Origin of the sequence: Promicromonospora sp. AC04, from assembly GCF_003058225.1 — a bacterium.
Classification (GTDB): domain Bacteria; phylum Actinomycetota; class Actinomycetes; order Actinomycetales; family Cellulomonadaceae; genus Promicromonospora.
This window is the reverse complement of the sequence record NZ_QBUG01000001.1, coordinates 754044-775687: the sequence shown is the minus strand read 5'-3', so window position 1 is coordinate 775687 and position 21644 is coordinate 754044. Positions and strand designations below refer to the sequence as shown.

Sequence of the window (21644 nt, the reverse complement as noted above, 5' to 3'; positions counted from 1 at the left end):
TGGGCCTGGTTGCGCCCGGTGAGCGCCGGTAGATGGCAGGATCTTTCCTTGTGACCGACGAACCGATGACCGGATCCACCGGGGACGGCTCCACCGTGCCGCCGGAGCTGGCCGAGCTGGCGTCCGCCCACGGCGTGCAGTGCGAGTACACCGACCACGACGGCGTCCTGCAGCAGGTCAGTGCCTCGACGCTCGTCGCGGTGCTGGAAGCGCTCGGCGTGCAGTCGTCGACGCCCGGGGCCGTCGCGGCAAGCCTGGACCGGGTCCGCGACGACGAGTGGCGCGCGATGCTCCCGCCCGTCGTCGTGACGCGGGAGGGCACCGAGGTGCAGATCCCGGTGCACGTCGCCGACGGCGCCGACGTGACCGCATGGGTCGAGCTCGAGCAGACCGAGACGCCCGCCGTGCCCACGAGCGCCACGCCGTGGCGCGTGTCGGCGCCGCAGCCGACGGCCACCGGCTCGTTCGCCGTCGTGCGGCGTACGCGCGTGCCGCTGCGCCAGGCCGATGTCTACGCCGAGCCGCGCACCGTGGACAGCCGCAAGGTCGGCCGGGCGACGTTCACCCTCCCCGACAGCCTGCCGCTCGGCTGGCACACGCTGCACGCCGAGTCGGGCGGGCAGACGGCGCAGGCCACGCTCGTGGTGACGCCCGAGCGGCTGGAGCTGCGCAAGAAGATCGCCCGCAAGCAGGCCTGGGGCTTCATGGTCCAGCTCTACTCGGTGCGGTCCCGGGACTCCTGGGGCATGGGCGACCTCGCCGACCTGGGCGACCTGGCCTGGCAGACGGCGCACAACGGCGGGGCCGACTTCGTCGCGATCAACCCGCTGCACGGGACCGAGCCGGTGTCGCCGCTGACGCCGAGCCCGTACCTGCCGACGTCGCGCCGGTTCATGTCGCCGCTGTACATCCGCGTCGAGGACATCCGTGAGACGGCGTACCTGTCGGCCGCCGACCGCTCGCTCGTGGAGTGGGCCGCCGAGCCCGTCCGGGAGCTGTCCGAGGACTCCGGGCCGATCGACCGGGACGCCATCTGGGAGGCCAAGAAGGCGGCCCTCGAGGTCGTGTACACGGCGCCGCGCTCGGCCGCCCGGCAGACGGCGTTCGACGAGTTCGTGCTCGCGCAGGGTCGGGGCCTGGTCGACTTCGCGACCTGGTGCGCCATCAAGGAGCACCTCGACGGCCGGGACTGGCCGAGGGAGCTGGCCGACCCCGGTTCGTCGGGCGTGACGACGCTGCGCAGCGCCCTGTCGGACCGCGTCCAGTTCTACTGCTGGCTGCAGTGGGTGGCCGACGAGCAGCTGCGCGCCGCGCACCGCGCAGGGCTCGACGCCGGCATGCGGGTGGGCGTGCTCAAGGACCTCGCCGTCGGCTCCTCCCCGGACGGCGCCGACGCCTGGGCCGACTCCGGCGTCCTCGCCCAAGGCGTGTCCGTCGGCGCCCCGCCGGACATGTACAACCAGCAGGGCCAGAACTGGTCCCAGCCGCCGTGGCACCCGCGCGCGCTCGCGAAGGTGGGTTACGCGCCCTACCGCGAGATGCTGCGCACCGTGCTGCGGCACTGCGGCGCGCTGCGCGTCGACCACGTGCTCGGGCTCTTCCGCCTGTGGTGGATCCCGGGCGGCGCGCGGGCGTCGGCCGGTGCGTACGTCACCTACGACCACGAGGCCCTGATCGGCATCTTGTGCCTGGAGGCGCAGCGCGCCGGGGTGGCGGTGATCGGCGAGGACCTCGGCACGTTCGAGCCCTGGATCCGCGACTACCTCGCGGAGCGCGGCATCCTGGGCACGTCGGTGCTGCTCTTCGAGCGGGACGACGCCGGTGCGCCCGTCGAGCCGGAGGCCTACCGCAGCGCGGCGCTGGCCACCGTGACGACCCACGACCTGCCGCCCACGGCCGGCTACCTCGCGGGGGAGCACGTGGACCTGCGGGAGCGGCTCGGGCTGCTCACGGAGGACGCGACGATCCTGCGGGGACGGGCGCGCGCGGAGCGGGAGTCGCTCGTCGAGGCGCTGTCCCGCCGCGGCCTGACGACCTTCGCCCCGTCCGAGCGCGAGCTGGTCGAAGGCCTGCACCGCTACCTCAAGGACACGCCGTCCGCGCTGGTCGGGGTGTACCTGACCGATGCAGTGGGCGAGCGCCGCGCGCAGAACCAGCCCGGTACCGACACCGAGTACCCGAACTGGAAGGTGCCGCTCGCGGACTCCGCGGGGAGCGTGGTGCTCCTGGAGGACCTGTTCAGCAACGCGCGCCTGCGGTCGTTGGTGACCGTCATGAACGAGGAGGACCCGGAGCCGGCGAAGTAGTCGCCTGAGCCCGCCGTCCTCGCCGAAAGTGTTGTACCCAGCGACCGGGCCCGAAACTCACGTGAGCTTCGGGCCCGATCGCTGGGTGGTCGAGGACTTTCTGGCCTGGCGGCGGGTCAGGCCTCGCCGATGCCCGCACGGGCGATGGAGAAGCCGCTGCCGGTCGCGTCGGCGACACACGTCATCCCGGTGTCCGCGCTGGAGCACGTGAAGCCGTAGGCCTTCTTCGTCTCGTTGTACTGGAGGATCGCGGTGTCACCGGCGGCCTTCTTGGGCTGGTCCTGCTTGGCCACGCACGGCTGCGTCACGTTGCCGCTCGGGTCGACCTTCGCGACGTAGCCGGACGCGCCCCCGCAGCTGGCGTCGGGGGCAGGCTCCCGGTCGAGCTCCGCGATGCCGCACGTGGCGGCGTCCGCGGAGATCGTGCACGTGATGTTGAGCGACGGCGCCGCGAACGTCTCGACGTCGGCCCCGCCGTTGGTCTCCAGCCCCTCTTCGGCATCCGGCTCGGTCGACTGCTCCGCGGACGCCGACGGGTTGCCCCCCGTCGCACCGTTCGGGGACCCGAGCAGGTTGATCGCGAACACGATCGCGGCGACCACGAGCAGCACGTCCAGGGCGATGAAGGCGATCCAGCCGGGGCTGAGCTTCCTGCGTTCGGGCTGGTTCACCTGGGTCACGTAGACGGGCTGGCCGTACTGGTCGTAGCCCTGCGGCTGGTACACCTGCGGGGGGTACTGGGCGCCGCCCTGCGGGGGGTACTGACCACCCTGCTGGGCCTGCGGCTGCGCGTAACCCGGCTGGGGCTGCGCGTAGCCCTGCTGGTACTGCTCGGGGTAGTACTGCTGCGGCCCCGGGTCCCCGCCTCGGTGCACGGACTGGACCACTGGCGCACCCGGCGCGGCAGGCGCCGGGGTAACGGCCTGCGAGAACTGGTTCGCGGGCGAGATCGCGGGGGGCCTGCGCGTTGCCGCGGATACCCGCTGCACCGGTGCCTGCTGGGCAGGCGTGGGCGCGGTGGCCGGGTGCTGCTCCTGGCTCGGAGCAACCGGCTCCTCGTCAGGGCTACCACCCGGTGGCGGTGGCGGGGGCGGCACAGTGCCGGACATCGGGCAACTCCTCGGCTCAAATCGGTCGGTCGGGCGACCGCGGTCGATCGTACACAAAGGCGTTACTCGCTGTTACTCCTGCGTGGCATGATCGACGGGTCGTCGCAGGTAGTTCACACCACGGACGGCAAGCCAACCAAAAACGTGCGCCATTCGGACGCGCGGGGCACCGTCGGTGCCCACGAGAAGACAGACGTGGAGGGCCCGTGCCCGGAGAGAACCTGACTCGCGCCGAGGCGGTCGAACGAGCCGGCGTGGTATCGGTCGAGTCGTACGAGATCGCACTGGACCTGACCACCGGTCCGGAGACTTTCGCGTCCGCCACGACGGTGCGCTTCACCGCGACGGAAGGCGCCGCGACGTTCGTCGACCTGGTCGCCCCGTCGGTGCGGTCCGTGGTGCTGAACGGCCGCGAGCTGGACCCCGCCGTCGTGTTCGCCGACTCCCGCATCGCCCTGGACGGGCTGGCCGCCGACAACGAGCTCGTCGTCGTCGCCGACTGCGGCTACACGAACACGGGCGAGGGCCTGCACCGCTTCGTGGACCCGGTGGACGGCGAGGTCTACCTCTACACCCAGTTCGAGGTGCCGGACGCGCGCCGCGTGTTCGCGGCGTTCGAGCAGCCCGACCTCAAGGCCACGTTCCAGTTCACGGTCACCGCGCCCGCCGCGTGGGAGGTCGTGAGCAACGAGCCGACGCCGGAGCCGGTCCCGGCCGGCTCGACCAGCGATGGCGACGTCGCCACCTGGACGTTCGAGCCCACCGGCCGCATCTCCACGTACATCACGGCGCTCGTGGCCGGCCCCTACGCGGTGGTCCGCTCGTCGCTGACGTCGTCGGACGGCCGCGAGATCCCGCTCGGCGCGTTCTGCCGCAAGTCGCTCTCCGCGCACTTCGACGCCGACTACATCTTCGAGAAGACCCGCCAGGGCTTCGAGTTCTACGAGTCGACGTTCGGCGTGCCGTACCCGTTCACCAAGTACGACCAGCTCTTCGTGCCCGAGTACAACATGGGCGCCATGGAGAACGCGGGCTGCGTGACCTTCACGGAGTCGTACGTGTTCCGCTCCAAGGTGACCGAGGCCGTGCGTGAGCGCCGCGTCGTGACGATCCTGCACGAGCTGGCGCACATGTGGTTCGGCGACCTGGTCACCATGAAGTGGTGGAACGACCTGTGGCTCAACGAGTCGTTCGCCGAGTACGCCTCGACGCTCGCCACGGCCGAGGCCACGGAGTGGGAGGCGGCCTGGACCACGTTCTCCGCGATGGAGAAGTCCTGGGCCTACAAGCAGGACCAGCTGCCGTCCACGCACCCGATCGTCGCGGAGATCAAGGACCTGGAGGACGTCCAGGTCAACTTCGACGGCATCACCTACGCCAAGGGCGCCTCGGTGCTCAAGCAGCTCGTGGCCTGGGTGGGCCGGGACGCCTTCGTCGCGGGCGTCTCCGCCTACTTCGGCAAGCACGCGTGGGGCAACACCGAGCTGCCGGACCTGCTCACCGAGCTCGAGGCCACCAGCGGCCGCGACCTCAAGGCCTGGTCCAAGCTCTGGCTGGAGACCGCAGGCGTGAACACGCTGCGTCCCGTCATCGAGACGGACAGCCACGGCCGCATCATGTCGTTCGTCGTGGAGCAGACGGCGCCCGCCGAGTGGCCCACGATCCGCCCGCACCGCCTCGGCATCGGCTTCTACAGCCTGTCCGACGCCGGGGAGCTCGCGCGCACCCACTTCGTCGAGGTCGACGTCGACGGCCCCCGGACGGACGTGAAGGAGCTCGTCGAGCTCGACCGCCCGGCCCTCGTGCTGCTCAACGACGCGGACCTCGCGTACGCGAAGATCCGGCTCGACCCGTCCTCGCTCGCGGTGGCGCTGGAGCACCTGGCCGACATCGCGGACCCGCTGGCCCGCTCCCTGGTGTGGGGCTCGGTCTGGGACGCGGTGCGCGACGGCGAGGTGCCGGCGTCGGAGTACGTGAAGCTCGTGCTGGGCGGCATCGCCGGCGAGACCGAGTCGACCACGCTGCGCACCACGCTCAACCAGATGGTGCTGGCTGCCAAGCAGTTCGTGGCGCCGTCGGCCCGTGCAGAGACGCTCGCAGAGGTGGGCGACACACTCTGGTCCCTGGTGGGCGACGCCGAGGCCGCCTCGGACACGCAGTTCCAACTCGTGAAGTTCTTCGCGCACGTGGCCTCCACGCCCGCGCACGTGGCCACGCTGTCCGGGCTGCTGGACGGCTCGGTCGCGCTCGACGGGCTGGAGATCGACACCGACCTGCGCTGGGAGCTGCTGGAGGGCCTGGTGCTCAACGGCGCGGCGGGCGACGCGGAGATCGACACCACGCTGGCCGCCGACGACACCGCGACGGGCCGCCAGTCCGCCGCCCGCGCCAGGGCCGCCAAGCCCACGATCGAGGGCAAGCTGGCCGCACTGTCCTCGGTGGTGGACGCCGCCGACGTGCCGAACGCGATCATCCGGAACACCGGCCTCGGGTTCCTGCACGTGAACGACCCGGCCCCGCTGGCCGACGTCGTGCAGCCCTACCTGGACGCCGTGCTCAAGGTGTGGGACGAGCGCAGCTACCACATCGCCGAGGAGATCATCGAGGGCTTCTACCCGGCCCCGCTGGCCTCGCCGGAGTTGCGGGACGCGACGGTCGTCTGGCTGGACGCGAACGCCGAGGCGGCCCCGGCCCTGCGCCGGCTCGTCGTCGAGGCCCTGGCGGGCACGGAGCGAGCCCTGAAGGCCCAGGCCGCGGACGCCTGACGCGGTTCCGCCGGGCGGGCTGTCCTGCTCGGTGGTCTAGCTGTCCTGCTTGGTGGTCGAGCTGTCCTGCTCGTTGGTCGAGCTGTCCTGCTCGTTGGTCGAGCTTGTCGAGACCTGACCGGGTCTCGACAGGCTCGACCGGCGGGGTGGGGTCTCGACAAGCTCTACCGATGGCGGGCAAGTATCACGAAATCGGGGTGTGTTGCTCTGCGTAGACAGCGTCTACGCAGAGCAACACACCCCGATTTCGTGTGGTCACCCCGCGAGGGTTGGTGCACGCCCGGCCGACGCGCGACCGGGCGAGCCCGGGTCACCAGATGCGGACGCGCTCCTCTTCCGGGAGGTACAGGGCGTCGCCCGGCTGGACGTCGTACGTCGCGTAGAACTCGTCCACGTTGCGCACCACGCCGTTGCAGCGGAACTCGTTGGGGGAGTGCGGGTCCGTCGCGAGACGGCGGAGCACCTCCTCGTCGCGGCCCTTGGACTGCCACACCTGCGCCCAGCCGAGGAAGATCCGCTCCAGGGCGGTGAGCCCGTCCACGACGGGCGCCTCCTCCAGGGGCTTGCCGAGCGCGATCCGGTACGCCTTGATCGCGATCGACAGCCCACCGAGGTCGCCGATGTTCTCGCCGATCGTCAGGCCGCCGTTGACGTGCGCCTCCTCCTCCGCGCCCTCGCCCTCGGCCGCATCCTCGCCGACGGCGGCCGCCGCGAGCTGCACCGGGCGGAACTGGTCGTACTGCGCCACCAGCGCGCCGGTGCGCTTCTCGAACTCGGTGCGGTCGGCGTCGGTCCACCAGTCCTCGAGGCGGCCGTCGCCGTCGTACTTGGAACCCTGGTCGTCGAACCCGTGGCCGATCTCGTGCCCGATGACGCCGCCGATCCCGCCGAAGTTCACGGCGTCGTCGGCCTCGGGGTCGAAGAACGGGGGCTGCAGGATCGCCGCGGGGAACACGATCTCGTTCATGCCCGGGTTGTAGTACGCGTTGACGGTCTGCGGCGTCATGAACCACTCGTCGCGGTCGAGGGGCTTGCCGATCTTCGCGAGCTCGTAGTCCTGGTCGAAGGCGTTGGACCGCCGGACGTTGCCCACCAGGTCGGACGCGTCCACCTCGAGCCCGGCGTAGTCGCGCCACCGCACCGGGTAGCCCACCTTGGGGGTGAACTTCTCGAGCTTGGTCAGGGCCTTCGCCTTGGTCTCGTCGGTCATCCAGTCGAGACCCTGGATCGACTCGCGGTAGGCCACCACGAGGGCGTCCACGAGGCGGTCCATCTTGGCCTTGTTCGCCGGCGGGAAGTGCCGCGCGACGTACTCCGCGCCCACGCCCTCGCCGAGCGCGCCCTCTACGAGGGCCACGCCGCGCTTCCAGCGCTCGCGCACCTCCTGCGCGCCGGTGAGGGCGCGGCCGTAGAAGTCGAAGTTGGCCTCGACGATCTTGTCGGTGAGGTACGGCGCCCGGGCGCTGACCACGTGGTACGTCATCCAGAGCTGCCAGTCGAGCAGCGACAGCTCGTGCCACAGGGCGGCGAAGCCGGTAGCGAAGTCGGGCTCGCGCACCACGATGTCGTCGAACGCGCCGTCCGGCACGCCGAGCGCCTCGGCCCAGGAGACCCAGTCGAAGCCGGGTGCGGACTCGACGAGGTCGGCGAGCGTCATCGGGTTGTAGGTGAGCGTGGCGTCCCTGTCGCGTACGACGTCCCAGTGGTGGGCGGCGAGCCGCTTCTCGAGGTCGTAGACGCGGGCGGCGGCGTCGTCGGGCGTAATCCCCCACGTCTCCTGGACCTGCGCGAAGCGCAGCATCGTCGCCACGTGCGGCACGTACTTCTTGCGCAGCGGGGCGTACTGCTCCTCGCGGTAGTACGCCTCGTCGGGCAGGCCGAGCCCGGACTGCCGCAGGTAGACGATGTACTTCTCCGGGTCGGTCGCGTCGTTGTCCACCCAGAAGCGGACGCCCGCAGTGCCGCCCGTGCGCTGCAGCGTGCCCAGCGCGCGGGTCAGGGCCGCCAGGTCCGCGGCGTCCCGGATCAGCGCGAAGTCCTCGTCCAGCGGCGTCGTGCCGAGCTCGGTGATGCGCTCGGTGTCCATGAAGCTGGCGTACAGGTCGCCGATCCTGGACCCGGTGGGTGCGTCCTGGATGATCTCGCGGACGTGCACCTCCGCCTGGTCGTAGAGGTCTCGGAACGCACCGTCCATGGCGCGGTCGGCGGGGATCTCGTGGGTATCTATCCACCGCCCGTTGACGTGGCGGTACAGGTCGTCCTGTGGGCGGGTTGCGGGGTCGAGCGCGTCGAGGTCGATCCCCGACGTGAGTCCCGTGGCGTCGGTGGTCATTGCGCCAGCGTACGCAACACCACCCACACGCATGAGGGAAGATGGATCCATGCGCCTGCACATCGCCGCCGACCACGCCGGGTACGACCTCAAGCAGCACCTGGTGCAGCACCTGACCACCGCGGGGCACGAGGTGATCGACCACGGGGCTCACGAGCTCGACCCCCTGGACGACTACCCCGCGTTCTGCATCTCGGCCGGCGAGGCCGTCGTCGCCGAACCGGGTTCGCTCGGCATAGTGATCGGCGGCTCGGGCAACGGGGAGCAGATCGCCGCGAACAAGGTCACGGGGGTCCGGGCGGTGCTCGCCTGGTCGCTGGAGACCGCCACGCTGGGCCGCCAGCACAACAACGCGAACGTGATCGCCGTGGGTGGCCGCATGCACACCGTGGAGGAGGCGACGTCGTTCGTCGAGGCCTTCGTGGCCGAGCCGTTCAGCGGCAACGAGCGGCACCAGCGCCGCATCGACCAGCTCGCCGACTACGAATCCAAGCGTGCCTGAGGGCCACACCGTCCACCGCCTGGCGCGGACGTTCTCGTCCCTGTTCGCCGGGCAGGTCCTGCGGGTGACCAGCCCGCAGGGGCGGTTCGCCGACGGCGCGGCAGTGCTCGACGGCCGGCGTCTCGTGGCGAGCGAGGCGTGGGGCAAGCAGCTCTTCCTGGGCTTCGAGGGGGACCTGTGGCTCCGGACGCACCTCGGGCTGTACGGCGCGTGGACGTTCGCAGGCGCGCCGGACGCACCCGAGGTGGCGCACGCGATCGGCGCACCCCGTAAACGTATCGGTGAACGGGAGACGACATCGCCGTCGGGAGCCGAGCACGTGGCTGTCGCCGCCGAATGGGAGGTACCCGAACCGCGCGGGCAGGTGCGCGTGCGGCTGCTCGGCGCGCACGCCGTCGCCGACCTCACCGGCCCGACGGCCTGCGAGGTGATCACTGCCGAGGAGAAGACGGCGGTCGAGGCGCGCCTCGGTCCCGACCCCATCCGGGACGACGGCGACGCCGACGCCTTCGTGGCGCGCGTCGGCCGGTCGCGGGTGACGATCGGGCAGCAGCTCATGGACCAGGCGGTCGTGGCGGGGGTCGGGAACATCTACCGCGCCGAGGTGCTGTTCCGGGCCGGCGTCGACCCGCTGCGGCCGGGGCGCGACGTGCCCGCGGCGGCGGTCCGCGCGATCTGGGACGACCTTGTGGTCCTGATGCGCGACGGCGCCGACCGGGGCGCGATAGTCACGACGCGCCCGGAGGACCGGGAGTCTCGGCAGGTTCGACCGCCCGAGGGTGCTCGCTCACCGGGGGCCGCCGGACCGCCGGGGCCGGCCGGCCCGGTGCCGCCGTCGGGCAACCGGGGCCGGACCCGGCAGAATACCGACGGCTCGCCGGGCGCTGTGCCCTCTGACCAGGCCTTCTACGTGTACCACCGCGACGGGCTGCCGTGCCGGGTGTGCGGGTCGCCGGTGCTGGTCAAGGAGCTGGCGGGCCGCAACCTGTTCTGGTGCGGCTCCTGCCAGACCTGATCGCCGCGCCAGCCCCCGGGCTGCTCCTCAGCCGAGGTCAGAACACCCAGGAGGAGCCCGGCGCAACCGGCCAGCCGAACGCCGTGCTCGCGCGGGCCAGCACGCCCCCGCGCTGTCCGGGGCGGGGATGCTCGGTGACGAGTCCGGCGGCCGCCAGCGCCGCGAGCGACTTGCCGCCGAGGTAGGCGGCACCCAGCTCGCGCACGTCGAGCGACAGCTCGGGGGCGTCGAACTCGGGGTCGACGCGCTCCACCGACGCTCGCCCGAATGCCTCGGCCTGCAGCCGGTAGACCCCGGCGTTCGCGGGCAGCCGGGAGTCGGTCACGGCGAGCGTGACGTCGACGTCGGCGGCGTACTGCCGGCCGGCGAGTGCCCCGGCGACGTCGACCAGCCGGACCCACACGTTGTCCGGGGTGCGCGGCGCGGCGGCGCGCAGGTTCACGAGGAACTGCGTGACGACGTCGTCCACGGGGATGATGAACGGGCTGATCTCGTTCGTCAGGTCGAGGTCGAGCAGTGCGCCCCACAGGGCGCGGGCCGCTGCGGCGTCGACCGCCACGACCTCGCCGGCGCTGACCTGGCCGCGCGGTCCGGTGGTCTCCCAGCTCAGGGTGCGGCGGAACGTCACGTAGCCGCGCGGTTCGCCGTCCAGCTCGACGACCATGATGCGCCGGGACTCGCGCCCGCCGCGGTGGACGGGGGCATCGTCCCAGAGGGCGGCCTGCAGCTCCTCGGTCTCGCGCGTGACCCAGCCGGGCCGGTTGATGCCGGGCACGCCCGTCGGGGCGGCTCCGGCCGCGCGGTGCAGGCGGTCGACGAGCTCGCCGTGCCGGTCGCGGGAGGCGACCTCGACCCGGACCGTGTGCCGCTCGGCGCCCGGCACGTCCCGCAAGGGAGCGCCACGCGGGATGTCCAGGCGCAGGTCGTCGGCCGCGTGGCCGTAGCCGAACCGGCCGTAGATCGCCGCCTCGGCGGCGAACAGGGCGCTGAGCGGCTCGCCACGTTCGGCGCTGCGGGCCAGATGCAGGTCGATCATCGCGGTCAGCAGGCCGCGGCGACGGTGCTGGGGATGCACGCCCACCCAGGTCAGGCCCGCCGTCGGCAGCTCGGCGCCGGGCACGGGGAAGTGCCCGAACGGGTACGACGCGTGCATCGCGACGAGACCGTCGGAGCCGTCGGCCTCGATCGCTATCGCGCGCTCCCAGGTCAGCGGCGACGGGGTGGCGTCGATGTCGTCGTGGGCGTTGCCCGTCGGGAACGCCCACGTGTCCAGCTCGGTCACCAGGCGCTGGTCTGCGGAGGTCAACGTGCGCCAGCGGTACCCCGCCGGCAGGGCGATCTGGGGAAGTGCCATGGCTCGATCGTCGCACTCGCTCGCAAGCGGAATTCCGCCGGGCGATGTCGGTGACCGCGTCTACGATCGCACCCGTGACCGACTCTCCGCCCCAACCCCAGCTCACCGATGTCGAGGAGTACGCCGCCGCCGTGCTCGACATCGTCCGGCGCATCCCGTCCGGCCGCGCCATGACGTACGGGCTGATCGCGGAGATCGTCGGCGAGCGGCTCGGCCGCGGTGGGCCGCGCCAGGTCGGGAGCGTCATGGCCGGTTCGGGGGACCGGTACGCGCACCTCGTCCCGGACGACGGCGCGGACGACGACGACGGTGGCGCACGTGTCCCGTGGTGGCGGGTGGTCAACACGGTCGGGTCACCGCCGAAGCAGCATCTGACCGAGGCACTGGACACGCTGCGCGCGGAGGGCTGCCCGCTGTCCCGGGACGGTCGCCGCGTGAACCTGCGGCGCGCGGTCTGGTTCCCCGACGACGAGCCGCCGGGCTCCTGAAGTGGGTGCCAGCAGAGTCACCCACCGTTCACGCGCCGGAGGCTGCGCCGTTCACGGCCGCGGGCTAGCGTGCCGAGCCGAAACTGATCTGTCGTCGGAGGTCCTGCCATGCACCGCCCGCTCACCCGCTCAGCCGGGCTTCTCGGCATGCTCGTGCTCGCGTCCGGGCTGGCCGCGTCGGGCCTGACGCCCGCGGCCGCCGAGCCTGTCGCGGCATCGCCCGCAGCCGGGGTGTCAGCAGCGGACCTGGCCGTACCCGAAGTGTCCGCAGCGGAGCTGCCTGGGACCGAGCTGCCCGCAGCCGAGGCGCCCGCGGCCGAGCAGCCCGCCATGCCCGCGTCCCGACACGCCAAGCCCGCCGCGACCCTCCTGTACTTCCACGACGCGCACGAGATCGGCCCGGTCCTGACCGGGGGCGAGGACCGGGGCGGCGTTGCGCGGCTGGCCACGGCGGTGCGCACGGTCGAGAGGCGGAACCCGGCCACGTCCGTCGTCTTCGGCGGGGACCTCGCCGGCGGCACCCTGTTCGGCGGCCTCTACCAGGGTGTGCCGATGGTCGACGCGCTCAACGAGGTCGGCGTGGACCTGGCGAACTTCGGCCAGCACGACTTCGACTTCGGGGTGGATCACACGCGCGAGCTGGTCGCGGCGTCCGACTTCCCGTGGATCACGTCCAACCTGACCGAAACCGACGGGTCGCCTTTCGTGGAGGGCGGCACCTGGGCGGTGCAGCGGGTGGGCAGGGTCCGCGTCGGATTCGTGGGCCTCACCGATGCCATCGAGACGACGTCGGCCGCCGGGGACCTCATCGAGACGGACCCGGTCGAGGCGACCCGCGCCGCCGTCGCCGACCTGAAGGCGCACGCCAGGGTGGACGTCGTCGTGGCCGTGACGCAGTACCCGATGGACGAGAACCACGAGCTGGTGCGCGCCGTGCCGGAGCTGGACGCCGTGTTCGGTGAGGAGATGGCCGAGTACGAGTCGGTGATCGAGTACGAGGGCGACGTGCCGCTCATGGCGTCCGAGGGGAACATCGGGTCGCTGATCCGCCTGGACATCAGCGAGGAGCGCGGCAAGGCGCCCGTCGCGGAGCACGGCACGGCGCGCGGCGGGCACCGCCCCGAGTACCGGGTGCGGCCGTCGGTGGTCGAGGTGGACCACACGGTCACGCCCGACCCGGAGCTGCGCGAGGTCGAGGAGCGGTACGCGGCCGAGATGGACGAGCGGCTCTCCGAGGTCCTGGCCGGCATGCGGACCCCGCTCCTCGACCCGACCCAGGCCAGCCGGTCCGAGGAGACCGCGCTGGGGAACTTCGTCGCGGACGCGTTCCGCGAGCAGCACCAGGCGGACGTCGGCTGGGTGAACGGCGGCGGCCTGCGCGCCGAGGCGCCGGGGCCGGACTTCACGCTGCGCGACGCCTACTCGATCGCCCCGTTCAGCAACCGGGTCATGAACGTGCGCGTCACGGGCGCCGGCCTGCTGCGGTCGCTGGAGGACGCCGTCTCGCGCGTGGCGGACGCCGGCGGCGGCTTCCCGCAGGTCTCCGGCATGGCGTACGCCTACTCGCCGACCGCCGCCGTCGGCTCGCGGGTGAGCGACGTCAGCGTGGGCGGGCAGCCGCTCGACCCGGACGCGACCTACACGGTCGCCGCCACGAACTACGTGATCGGGGGCGGCGACGGCGTCAGCGGGTTCGCCGACGCCGAGGTGCTGGTGCCGATCGGGGACGCCCCGGTCGACGCCGAGGTGATCGCGGACCACGCCCGAGCCCTGGGCACGATCGACATCACGACGGAGGGCCGCATCACGGTCCTCCCGTGACCCGCCCTCGTTGAGTGCTGGGTACCTGTTGGGGGGACGGCTGGTGGTCCAGCAAGTACCCAGCACTCAACGGGCGCCGGCGTCAGACCTTGGTCGGGGCGATCTTCGAGAGGAGCGCGCCCGTCGTCGAACGGACCCGCCCGCCGAGCGAGCTGTCCTGCGATGCTGACAGGAGTGCCAGCATCGAGGCCGGGTCGCCCTGCACGAGCATCGTCGTGATCGCGGTGTTCTCCCAGGTGGGGAGCTCGCGGCGGATCTTGTCGGCCGGTCCGACCAGCGCGATCTCCTCGACGAGCTGCGTCGGGACGGCCGCGGCGGCCTCCTCCTTGCGCCCCGCGAGGTACAGCTCCTGCACCTTGTCGAGCGGCTCCTTGTAGCCGAGCCGGTCGAGCGACTGCTTGTGGAAGTTCGCCTCCTTGGCACCCATCCCGCCCGCGTACAGCGCGATGTGGGGCCGGATGACGTCGGCGGCGGCCTCGACGTCGTCCCGCACCACGACGGGGACCGTGGCGCACACCTCGAACCCGTCAGCCGCCGAACGCTCCGCGGAGCGGACGTCGAAGCCCTCGGCGAGCAGCGCGCGGAACTCGTCGTCCATGCGGGGCGCGTAGAAGCCGGCCATCCAGCCGTCGGCGATCTCGGCGGCGAGCGCGACGTTCTTGGGCCCCTGCGCGGCCAGGATGATCGGGATCTCGGGCCGGAACGGGTGCACCGTCGACTTGAGCGCCTTGCCCAGCCCCATCGACCCGGGAGCGTCGGCGGCCAGCGGCAGCTGGTAGAACGAGCCGTCGTGGGTCACCGGCGCCTCGCGGCGCATCACCTGCCGCACGATGTCGACGTATTCGCGCGTGCGGGCCAGCGGCCGCTTGTACGGCTGGCCGTACCAGCCCTCGACGACCTGCGGGCCCGAGGCGCCGAGCCCGAGCACGAACCGGCCCTTGGACAGGTGGTCCATCGTGAGCGCCTGCATGGCGGTCGCCGTCGGCGTGCGGGCGGACAGCTGGGCGATGCCCGTACCCAGCCGCACGTTCCTGGTGCGGGACCCCCACCAGGCCAACGGTGAGAAGGCGTCGGACCCGTAGGCCTCCGCGGTCCAGACCGAGTCGAGGCCGAGCCGGTCGGCGGCCACGATGAACTGCTGGATGCCCTTCGGGGGCCTGCGGGACCAGTAACCGGTCTGGAATCCGATGCGCATGGAGTCACCTCGTCGTGTCTTATCTGGGACGCCACGTCCCAGGTACTGCCCACACCCTATCGGTTGTGCCGCCCGCCCCTCGCCGCGCACCGAGCGCCCCGCTGCGTGAACGGCGAAGTGTCAGGTGATCGGTAGCTCGGCCTGCCGATCACCTGACACTTCGCCGAACACGCGGTCGATCAGACGGGGATGACGGAGACGTGGTCGCCCGCCAGGTCGGTGATGTCGTCCGGGTCGGACGTCAGCACGCGGACCGGCTTGGGCGAGGCGACCGCCGTCGCGCACACCATGGCGTCGATCGCGTGACTGTGGCCGTGCTTGCCGGCGCCGGTCAGCAGCTCGGTCGCGTCCTGGGCAACCTGCTCGGTCACAGGCTCGATCGACAGCATGGAGAGACGCCAGTCCAAGGCCTTGCGGCTGATCTTCGGATGCGTGGCCTCGACAAGCGTCGCAGAACTGATGACGACAGGAATGCCGTGCCGATGGGCAGTGGCGAGGAGGTCAACCACTGCGTCATCGTGGGCCACCGCCTTCGAGAGCCCCTCACTGTCCAGGACAAACGTGCCGCGAAGCGGGGTTGGCTTCGGCTTCTTCGAACGGCTCATGCTGCACCCCCTGTCTGGCGCGCCGCGCTCGCTCGCGCACGCTCAGCCTGCTCGGCGTCAGCGCGACGGATTGCTGCTTCGGCCGCTGCTATGCGTTCCTCGCTGATCGGGCCGTGCAGTTCCTCGTACTCCGCGAGGAACATCCCGAGCTTGTCGTGCCGCACCCGTACTTCGACTGCACCCGCGATGTAGGCGGACAGACCCGCGTCGCCACTGACCTCGCGCGCGGCCTCGGCGAGACTGCGCGGCATCGTGATCGAGTACTTGCCCATCTTCTCGGCCATGAACCCGATCCTACCGCTGATCCTACCGAAGTCGAGATCCTCGCTTTCCACCATTTCCGGCATCTCCATGAGCATTGCTGCCATATGCACTCCATGAGTAACGTTCCGCACGTATAGCCTGGATGACTAGACAGCAAAACTCTAGTCGTGCAGTGGTGTCTCCGCTCGTCGAACGCGAAGGGACTACCGTGGAGGGGTGGCCACCTACGACGACGTCGCCCGCCTCGCCCTCGCGCTGCCCGAGACCACCGAGGGCATGAGCTGGCGCCACCGCGCGTGGTCCGTGGCGGGGAAGAGCTTCGCGTGGGAGCGCCCGTTCAGCAAGGCCGACATCAAGCGCTTCGGCGACGAGCCGGTCCCGGCGGGTCCCATCCTGGGCGTGATGGTCGATGACCTCGGGGACAAGGAGGCGGTCCTGGCCGAGGCGCGCCCGGGGTATTTCACCATCCCGCACTTCAACGGTTTTCCCGCGGTGCTGGTCCAGCTCGACGTCGTCAGCGACGCCGACCTGCGCGAGGCCCTCGTGGACGCCTGGCTGGCCAAGGCGCCGTCGGACCTCGCGGAGCGGCACGCGGACGAGCTGGGCTGACGGCCGGCGGTCCGTCTGGCGGGCCTTCCCTCCGGTGGTGCGCCCGGGCGACCTTCCAGGGGTCAGCGCCAGCGTCAGATCGAGTACTCGATGAGCTCCGACGGGTCCTCGTTGCGGGACCGCTCCGCGACGGGCGCCTTCGGCACCCGGATCCGCGCGGGGATGCCCACCGCGACGGCCCCCGCGGGAACGTCCTTCACGACGACGGCGTTGGCGCCGATCTGCGCGTCGTCGCCGATCCAGACGGGGCCCAGCACCTTCGCGCCGGCGCCGACGGTGACGCGGTCGCCGAGGGTCGGGTGGCGCTTGCCCCGGTTGAGCGACCGGCCGCCCAGCGTGACGCCGTGGTAGAGCATGACGTCGTCGCCCACCACCGCGGTCTCGCCGATCACCACGCCCATGCCGTGGTCGATGAACATCCGCTTCCCCAGCCGGGCGGCCGGGTGGATCTCGATCCCGGTCACCGCCCGCGCGAACTGCGAGAGCAGCCGCGCGGGCAGGCGAAGGGACGAGACCTGCCACAGGCGGTGTGCCGCACGGTGCGCCCAGAGGGCGTGCACGCCCGGGTAGGCGAGCGCGACCTCCAGGCGGGACCGCGCGGCGGGGTCGTGGGCGCGCGCCGCGTCCAGGTCCTCGGCGAGGACCCTGAACAGCCCGCGCGCCCTCGCCATCAGTCGACCAGGCCCTCGAACAGCGGCGTGGACAGGTAGCGCTCGCCGAAGTCGGGGATGATCACGACGATCGTCTTGCCGGCGTTCTCCGGGCGCTTCGCGACCTCCAGGGCCGCCGCGAGCGCGGCACCCGACGAGGTGCCGACCAGCAGGCCCTCCTCCTTCGCCGAACGCCGTGCGGCGTCGATGGCGGTGGCGAGGTTGACGTCGATGACCTCGTCGTACACCTTGGTGTCGAGGATCTCCGGCACGAAGTTGGCGCCGATGCCCTGGATCTTGTGCGGGCCGGGGGCGCCGCCGTTGAGGATGGGCGACTCCTCGGGCTCGACCGCGATGACCTTGATGTTGGAGTTCCGCTCCTTGAGCACCTGACCGACGCCGGTGATGGTGCCGCCCGTGCCGATGCCGGCGACCAGGATGTCGACGTTGCCGTCCGTGTCGGCCCAGATCTCCTCGGCGGTGGTCTTGCGGTGGATCGCCGGGTTGGCCTCGTTGGCGAACTGGCGGGCCAGGATTGCGCCGGGGCGCTCCTGGGCGATCTTCTCGGCTGCGGCCACCGCGCCCTTCATGCCTTCGGAGCCCGGCGTGAGCACGAGCTCTGCGCCGTACGCGCGCAGCAGCGCGCGGCGCTCCTTGGACATGGTCTCCGGCATCGCGAGGACCACCTTGTAGCCGCGGGCCGCGCCCACCCAGGCGAGGGCGATGCCCGTGTTGCCGGAGGTGCCCTCGACGATGGTGCCGCCCTCCTTGAGCTCACCGGACGCCTCGGCGGCGTCGATGATGGACACGCCGATGCGGTCCTTCACGGAGTTGGCCGGGTTGTAGAACTCGAGCTTCCCGAGAACCGTCGCCTCGAGGCCCTCGGTCAGACGGTTGAGCTTGACGAGTGGCGTGTTGCCGATGAGCTTGGTCGCGTCGTCGTAGATGCGGGCCATTGTTCTTCCTTCGCTGTGTGGCGGGTCTGGCTGGCTTGAGTCGTGCGTGTCCGACGTCGGCGCCCGGGTCGTGCGGATGCGCGCCTCGGGACTGGCGTGGAGCGTCTGGGGCTGGGTCGGGGCCGGAGCGTCACGCTGACGCCTGGGCCACCGCGGGCAGAGCCGGGTGGCCGGGCGCGAGCGGACGCTCTACAGACAGCCTCGGGGGCAGCAGCCGGTTGCGCACATTCGACGCGTCGAGACCGGGCGGGCAGAGGTGGGGAGTGCGGAGCGCACGGTGCTCAAGACGTCCTCCCTGCGTGGGGCGGCCGAATGGCCGCGCGGCTGCGTGTTCCGTGGCGGGCGGTCGGGCTCGCCACGTGCAGATTACGCGGGCAGGCACTGTGAGACAAGATCTGTCTCAGGTATCGATCATGTTGATGGATACCGCCACCCGAGCCTCGCCACCGGACCACGCCCGGGTGGCGTGGCCCGGGTGGCGCTATGCGGCGTCCAGGTCGCGACGGCGGAGCCCGAGCAGCCCGACGCCGGTCAGCCCGGCGACGATCACGACCAGCACGGCCACGGACACCGCGAGGCCGGATCCGGTGGTCAGCGGCACCGACGTCGCGGCGAAGGGCGAGATGCGCTGCAGCACCGCGACGTCCGCCAGCCGGAACTCCCCGAGAAAGTCGAGGGCGACCGCCAGCCCGAGCACCGACCACGTGACGGGCGCCGCGAGCCGCGGCGCCCAGCCCGTCAGTGCCACCGCGATCCCGGCGAAGACCAGGCAGGCGGGGAGGTAGGCCAGCGTCGTCCCGAGCACCTCCAGCGGCCTGCCGTAGCCAAGCCCGGCGCCCAGCCCGAGGCCGGTGAGCACGAGCGCCGCGCCGGCCGCTGTCAGTACCAGGTGGCCCGCGGCCCAGCGGATGCGGTCCACCGGACCGCTCAGCAGCAGGTCCGCGAGCCCGGACGTCTCCTGCGTGCGCACCTGCAGAGCCGAGGCCACGGCGGAGGCGGCGACGATCTGGGCCAGCACGTAGAGCACGAGGCGGAAGAACGCGTCGGCCACGTCGCCGTCGCCGGCCGTCGCGACGAGCTCCCGGTAGGCCGGGGTGTCGAGCAGGCCGCCGATGGAGCTCATCGCCGCGCCGAGCGCCGCCCCGAGCAGCGCGAACCCGACGGTCCAGCCGAGCACGGCCCCGCGGTGCACGCGCCAGGCCAGCGCGATCGGGCTGCGCAACGACGCTCCCGCGACGGTCGGGCCCAGCCGGGCGGGCACCAGGCCGGCGCCGAGGTCGCGGCGCGCCGAGAGCGCGAAGGCGGCCCACGTCAGGAGCGCGACGAGCCCGGCGAACAGTGCGAACACCCACCACTGCTCGCCCGCGAAGGATCGCAGGTGCCGGGCCCAGCCGAACGGGGACCACCACACGAGCCCGGACCCGGACAGCTCTCCCGCGCCGGCGACGACGAGCGCCGCCGCGAGCACGACCAGCGCGAGCGTCCTTGCCCCGGCGGCTCCTTCGGCCACTTGCGCCGCGATCGCGGCGACCGCGGCGAACACGATCCCGCCGGCCGCGAGTGCCAGGCCGAGGGCCGCGGAACCGCCCGCGGGCAGTCCCGTGACCATCAGGCTGAGCGCGACCAGCGCCGCGACCCCGAGGTTGGCGGCGCCCACGATCGCCAGCGCGGCGGCGAGCGGGGTCTGCCGGCCCACGACCGCCGAGCCGAGCAGCTCCCGGCGCCCGGCCTGCTCGTCCGCCCGCGTGTGCCGGATGATCAGCAGCAGGCTCACCAGGCCGTTGAACAGCACCCCGCTCGTGACGAACCCCTGGGCAGCGAGCGCGCCGGGGGTCGGCGCGAAGACCGGTCCGCGCATGGCGAGGAGGGCCGGGTTGGCCGCGACCTCTCCGATCAGGGCGACCCGGTCGGCCGACGTCGGGTAGGCGGCGATCCCGCCGGAGGCCAGACCGAGGGCGAGCAGCGCCATGACCACCAGCCAGGTCGCCAGGAGGAACCGGTCGCGGCGCAGGATCAGGCGGGCGAGCTCGCCGAGGCCGGTGAGCGGTCCGGTGGCCGCGGGCAGCCCAGTGGCCGAGAGCGGTCCGGTGCTGCTGAGCACCGCGCCGTCGGCGCCTTGCCGCGTCACAGCGCGGCCTCGGCGGGTGCCTGGCGGTAGTGCGCGAGGAACAGCTCCTCCAGCGACGGCGGTCTGCTGGTCAGGCTGCGCACCCCTGACCCGACGAGCACGCGCAGGAGCGCGTCGAGGTGCTCGGCGTCGACGCGGCAGGTGATGTTCGGGCCGTCCACCTCCAGGTCGTGGACGCCGGGAAGCAGGTCGAGGCCGGGCGCGGGGGCCGCCAGCTCGGCCGTCACGACAGTGCGTCGCACGGCCCGCAGCTCCGAGAGCGGCGCGGACCCCACGGTCCGTCCTGCGCGGACGATGCTGACCCGGTCGCAGAGGGTCTCCACCTCGGACAGGATGTGGCTCGACAGGAGCACGGTGCGCCCGCGGTCGCGCTCGCGCGCGATCTCGGCGCCGAACGTCGCCTCCATCAGCGGGTCCAGGCCCGAGGTGGGCTCGTCGAGGATCAGGAGCTCGACGTCCGAGGCCAGCGCGGCCACGAGCGCCACCTTCTGCCGGTTGCCCTTGGAGTAGGTGCGGCAGCGCTTGCCGGTGTCCAGCCCGAAGCGCTCGACCAGCTCGTCGCGGCGGTCCTTGTCCTGTCCGCCGCGTGTGCGGCCGAGCAGGTCGATCACCTCGCCCCCGGTGAGGTTGGGCCAGAGAGTGACGTCGCCAGGGACGTAGGCGAACCGCCGGTGCAGCTCGGTGGCGTCGGACCAGGGGTCGCGACCGAAGAGCCGGACCTCGCCCGCCGTCGCGCGGAGCAGCCCGAGCAGTACCCGGATGGTGGTGGTCTTGCCGGCACCGTTCGGTCCGAGGAAGCCGTGCACCTCGCCCTGGCCGACCTGAAGGTCCAGGCCGTCCAGGGCCCTCGTGGAGCCGAAGGTCTTGACCAGCCCGCTGATCTCGACGACGGGGCTGCCGGTGGTTGCGGTCATCGGTCTTCTTCCTTCTCGTAGTTGTCCAGGGCCTTACGGATCTGGTCGGCGACGCCGTCGGGCAGGATGTCGGGCGAGACGACGTCGAGCGTCGCGCGGCCGAGCTGGGGACCGGCGTCGGTGATCGACTCGACGTCCAGCAGCCGGGCCACGTGCTGGTGCAGCACGAGCCCGCCCAGCCGCATGCTCGTGTAGACGATGGCGCGGGTCCGTGCGTCGGCCAGGCCGGGGCGGTCCGCGAAGTAGCGCTCGGTGAGGTTCACCATCTCGTCGAAGACGGTCGCGGCCGCGGGCGTGCCGTCGACGAGCGCCCGCGCGAGGTAGTCCAGGACGGGCTGCGACGAGTCGTAGATCTTCGCCAGGAACGAGGAGTCGCTGATGTGGCCGCGCTCGAAGGCGGTCTCGGTCGTTGAGCGGTAGTACTCCAGGACGTGGTCGTCGCACGCGGCCCGGAGCCCCTCCTTGGTACCGAAGTGGTGCTGGACCAGCGCGGGCGAGACGCCCGCGCGCTTGGCGATGCCGCGGATCGTGGCGCCGGCGATGCCCTGTGTACCGAACTCGGCGAGTGCGGCGTCACGGATGCGGGCGCGGGCTGTGAGGTCGTCGGAATGTGGCACACGAGCAGCCTATA

The 21644-nt window shown here is 72.0% G+C and carries 18 protein-coding genes; 7 read left to right on the top strand and 11 right to left on the bottom strand.

Translation table 11 applies throughout. From position 1 onward, the window contains the following. The first annotated feature begins 65 nt into the window (after positions 1-65). Complete coding sequence (gene malQ, locus C8K30_RS03290) at positions 66-2306, top strand: 4-alpha-glucanotransferase (protein ID WP_199230360.1); 2241 nt, start codon at positions 66-68, stop codon at positions 2304-2306. A 116-nt stretch (positions 2307-2422) separates the two neighbouring features. Here malQ and C8K30_RS03285 read toward each other — a convergent pair whose 3' ends face one another. Continuing rightward, positions 2423-3415 carry a hypothetical protein gene (locus C8K30_RS03285; protein WP_146197312.1) on the bottom strand — a complete coding sequence of 331 codons (993 nt, stop codon included), beginning with the start codon at positions 3413-3415 and terminating at the stop codon, positions 2423-2425. 206 nt (positions 3416-3621) lie between these two features. Between C8K30_RS03285 and pepN the strand changes: the two genes are divergently transcribed. After that, positions 3622-6180: an aminopeptidase N gene (gene pepN, locus C8K30_RS03280; RefSeq protein WP_108491416.1), complete on the top strand. Its 2559-nt coding sequence runs from the start codon at positions 3622-3624 to the stop codon at positions 6178-6180. Between the two features lie 310 nt (positions 6181-6490). On the opposite strand, the gene C8K30_RS03275 is transcribed toward pepN, so the two are convergent. Next, positions 6491-8512, bottom strand: coding sequence for a M13 family metallopeptidase (locus C8K30_RS03275; protein WP_108491415.1), 2022 nt, complete (start codon positions 8510-8512; stop codon positions 6491-6493). Between the two features lie 49 nt (positions 8513-8561). On the opposite strand from C8K30_RS03275, the gene C8K30_RS03270 reads away from it, so the two are divergent. Together C8K30_RS03270 and C8K30_RS03265 are read left to right on the top strand one after the other, a co-directional pair. Then, entirely contained in the window at positions 8562-9014 is a 453-nt protein-coding gene (locus C8K30_RS03270) for a ribose-5-phosphate isomerase (RefSeq protein WP_108491414.1), read from the top strand. Continuing rightward, the gene (locus C8K30_RS03265) at positions 9007-10029 is read left to right on the top strand and encodes an Fpg/Nei family DNA glycosylase (RefSeq protein ID WP_108491413.1); all 1023 of its coding nucleotides are present in this window, start codon (positions 9007-9009) and stop codon (positions 10027-10029) included. Before C8K30_RS03270 ends, C8K30_RS03265 begins: the two co-directional genes overlap by 8 nt. 37 nt (positions 10030-10066) lie before the next feature. Here the strand turns inward: C8K30_RS03265 and eis are convergent, their stop codons facing one another. Further along, positions 10067-11383: an enhanced intracellular survival protein Eis gene (eis, locus tag C8K30_RS03260; protein ID WP_108491412.1), complete on the bottom strand. Its 1317-nt coding sequence runs from the start codon at positions 11381-11383 to the stop codon at positions 10067-10069. Between the two features lie 74 nt (positions 11384-11457). On the opposite strand from eis, the gene C8K30_RS03255 reads away from it, so the two are divergent. Continuing rightward, positions 11458-11871, top strand: coding sequence for an MGMT family protein (locus C8K30_RS03255; protein WP_255415697.1), 414 nt, complete (start codon positions 11458-11460; stop codon positions 11869-11871). Between the two features lie 108 nt (positions 11872-11979). Beyond that, positions 11980-13692, top strand: a complete 1713-nt coding sequence (locus C8K30_RS03250) for a bifunctional UDP-sugar hydrolase/5'-nucleotidase (RefSeq protein ID WP_108491410.1) — start codon at positions 11980-11982, stop codon at positions 13690-13692. Between the two features lie 82 nt (positions 13693-13774). Here the strand turns inward: C8K30_RS03250 and C8K30_RS03245 are convergent, their stop codons facing one another. The 3 genes from C8K30_RS03245 to C8K30_RS30900 all read right to left on the bottom strand — a co-directional run bounded on the left by C8K30_RS03245 (position 13775) and on the right by C8K30_RS30900 (position 15860). Beyond that, positions 13775-14887 (bottom strand): LLM class F420-dependent oxidoreductase, encoded by a 1113-nt coding sequence (locus C8K30_RS03245; RefSeq protein ID WP_108491409.1) that lies wholly within the window; start codon positions 14885-14887, stop codon positions 13775-13777. A gap of 179 nt (positions 14888-15066) precedes the next feature. After that, the gene (locus C8K30_RS03240) at positions 15067-15492 is read right to left on the bottom strand and encodes a type II toxin-antitoxin system VapC family toxin (RefSeq protein ID WP_108491408.1); all 426 of its coding nucleotides are present in this window, start codon (positions 15490-15492) and stop codon (positions 15067-15069) included. Continuing rightward, positions 15489-15860 carry a hypothetical protein gene (locus C8K30_RS30900; RefSeq protein ID WP_199230318.1) on the bottom strand — a complete coding sequence of 124 codons (372 nt, stop codon included), beginning with the start codon at positions 15858-15860 and terminating at the stop codon, positions 15489-15491. Before C8K30_RS30900 ends, C8K30_RS03240 begins: the two co-directional genes overlap by 4 nt. A gap of 112 nt (positions 15861-15972) precedes the next feature. Here C8K30_RS30900 and C8K30_RS03230 point away from each other — a divergent pair, with 112 nt between their 5' ends. Then, positions 15973-16365: an MmcQ/YjbR family DNA-binding protein gene (locus tag C8K30_RS03230; protein ID WP_108491407.1), complete on the top strand. Its 393-nt coding sequence runs from the start codon at positions 15973-15975 to the stop codon at positions 16363-16365. Between the two features lie 74 nt (positions 16366-16439). Here C8K30_RS03230 and epsC read toward each other — a convergent pair whose 3' ends face one another. The 5 genes from epsC to C8K30_RS03205 form a co-directional block, all read right to left on the bottom strand. After that, positions 16440-17036 (bottom strand): serine O-acetyltransferase EpsC, encoded by a 597-nt coding sequence (gene epsC / locus C8K30_RS03225; protein ID WP_108491406.1) that lies wholly within the window; start codon positions 17034-17036, stop codon positions 16440-16442. After that, positions 17036-17971 (bottom strand): cysteine synthase A, encoded by a 936-nt coding sequence (gene cysK, locus C8K30_RS03220; protein WP_108491405.1) that lies wholly within the window; start codon positions 17969-17971, stop codon positions 17036-17038. The genes epsC and cysK overlap by 1 nt, the downstream gene beginning before the upstream one ends. A gap of 481 nt (positions 17972-18452) precedes the next feature. Further along, positions 18453-20099 (bottom strand): ABC transporter permease, encoded by a 1647-nt coding sequence (locus tag C8K30_RS03215; protein ID WP_108491404.1) that lies wholly within the window; start codon positions 20097-20099, stop codon positions 18453-18455. Beyond that, positions 20096-21013, bottom strand: a complete 918-nt coding sequence (locus tag C8K30_RS03210; RefSeq protein ID WP_108491403.1) for an ABC transporter ATP-binding protein — start codon at positions 21011-21013, stop codon at positions 20096-20098. The genes C8K30_RS03215 and C8K30_RS03210 overlap by 4 nt, the downstream gene beginning before the upstream one ends. After that, positions 21010-21630 (bottom strand): TetR/AcrR family transcriptional regulator, encoded by a 621-nt coding sequence (locus C8K30_RS03205; protein ID WP_108491402.1) that lies wholly within the window; start codon positions 21628-21630, stop codon positions 21010-21012. Before C8K30_RS03205 ends, C8K30_RS03210 begins: the two co-directional genes overlap by 4 nt. Between the last annotated feature and the right edge of the window lie 14 nt (positions 21631-21644).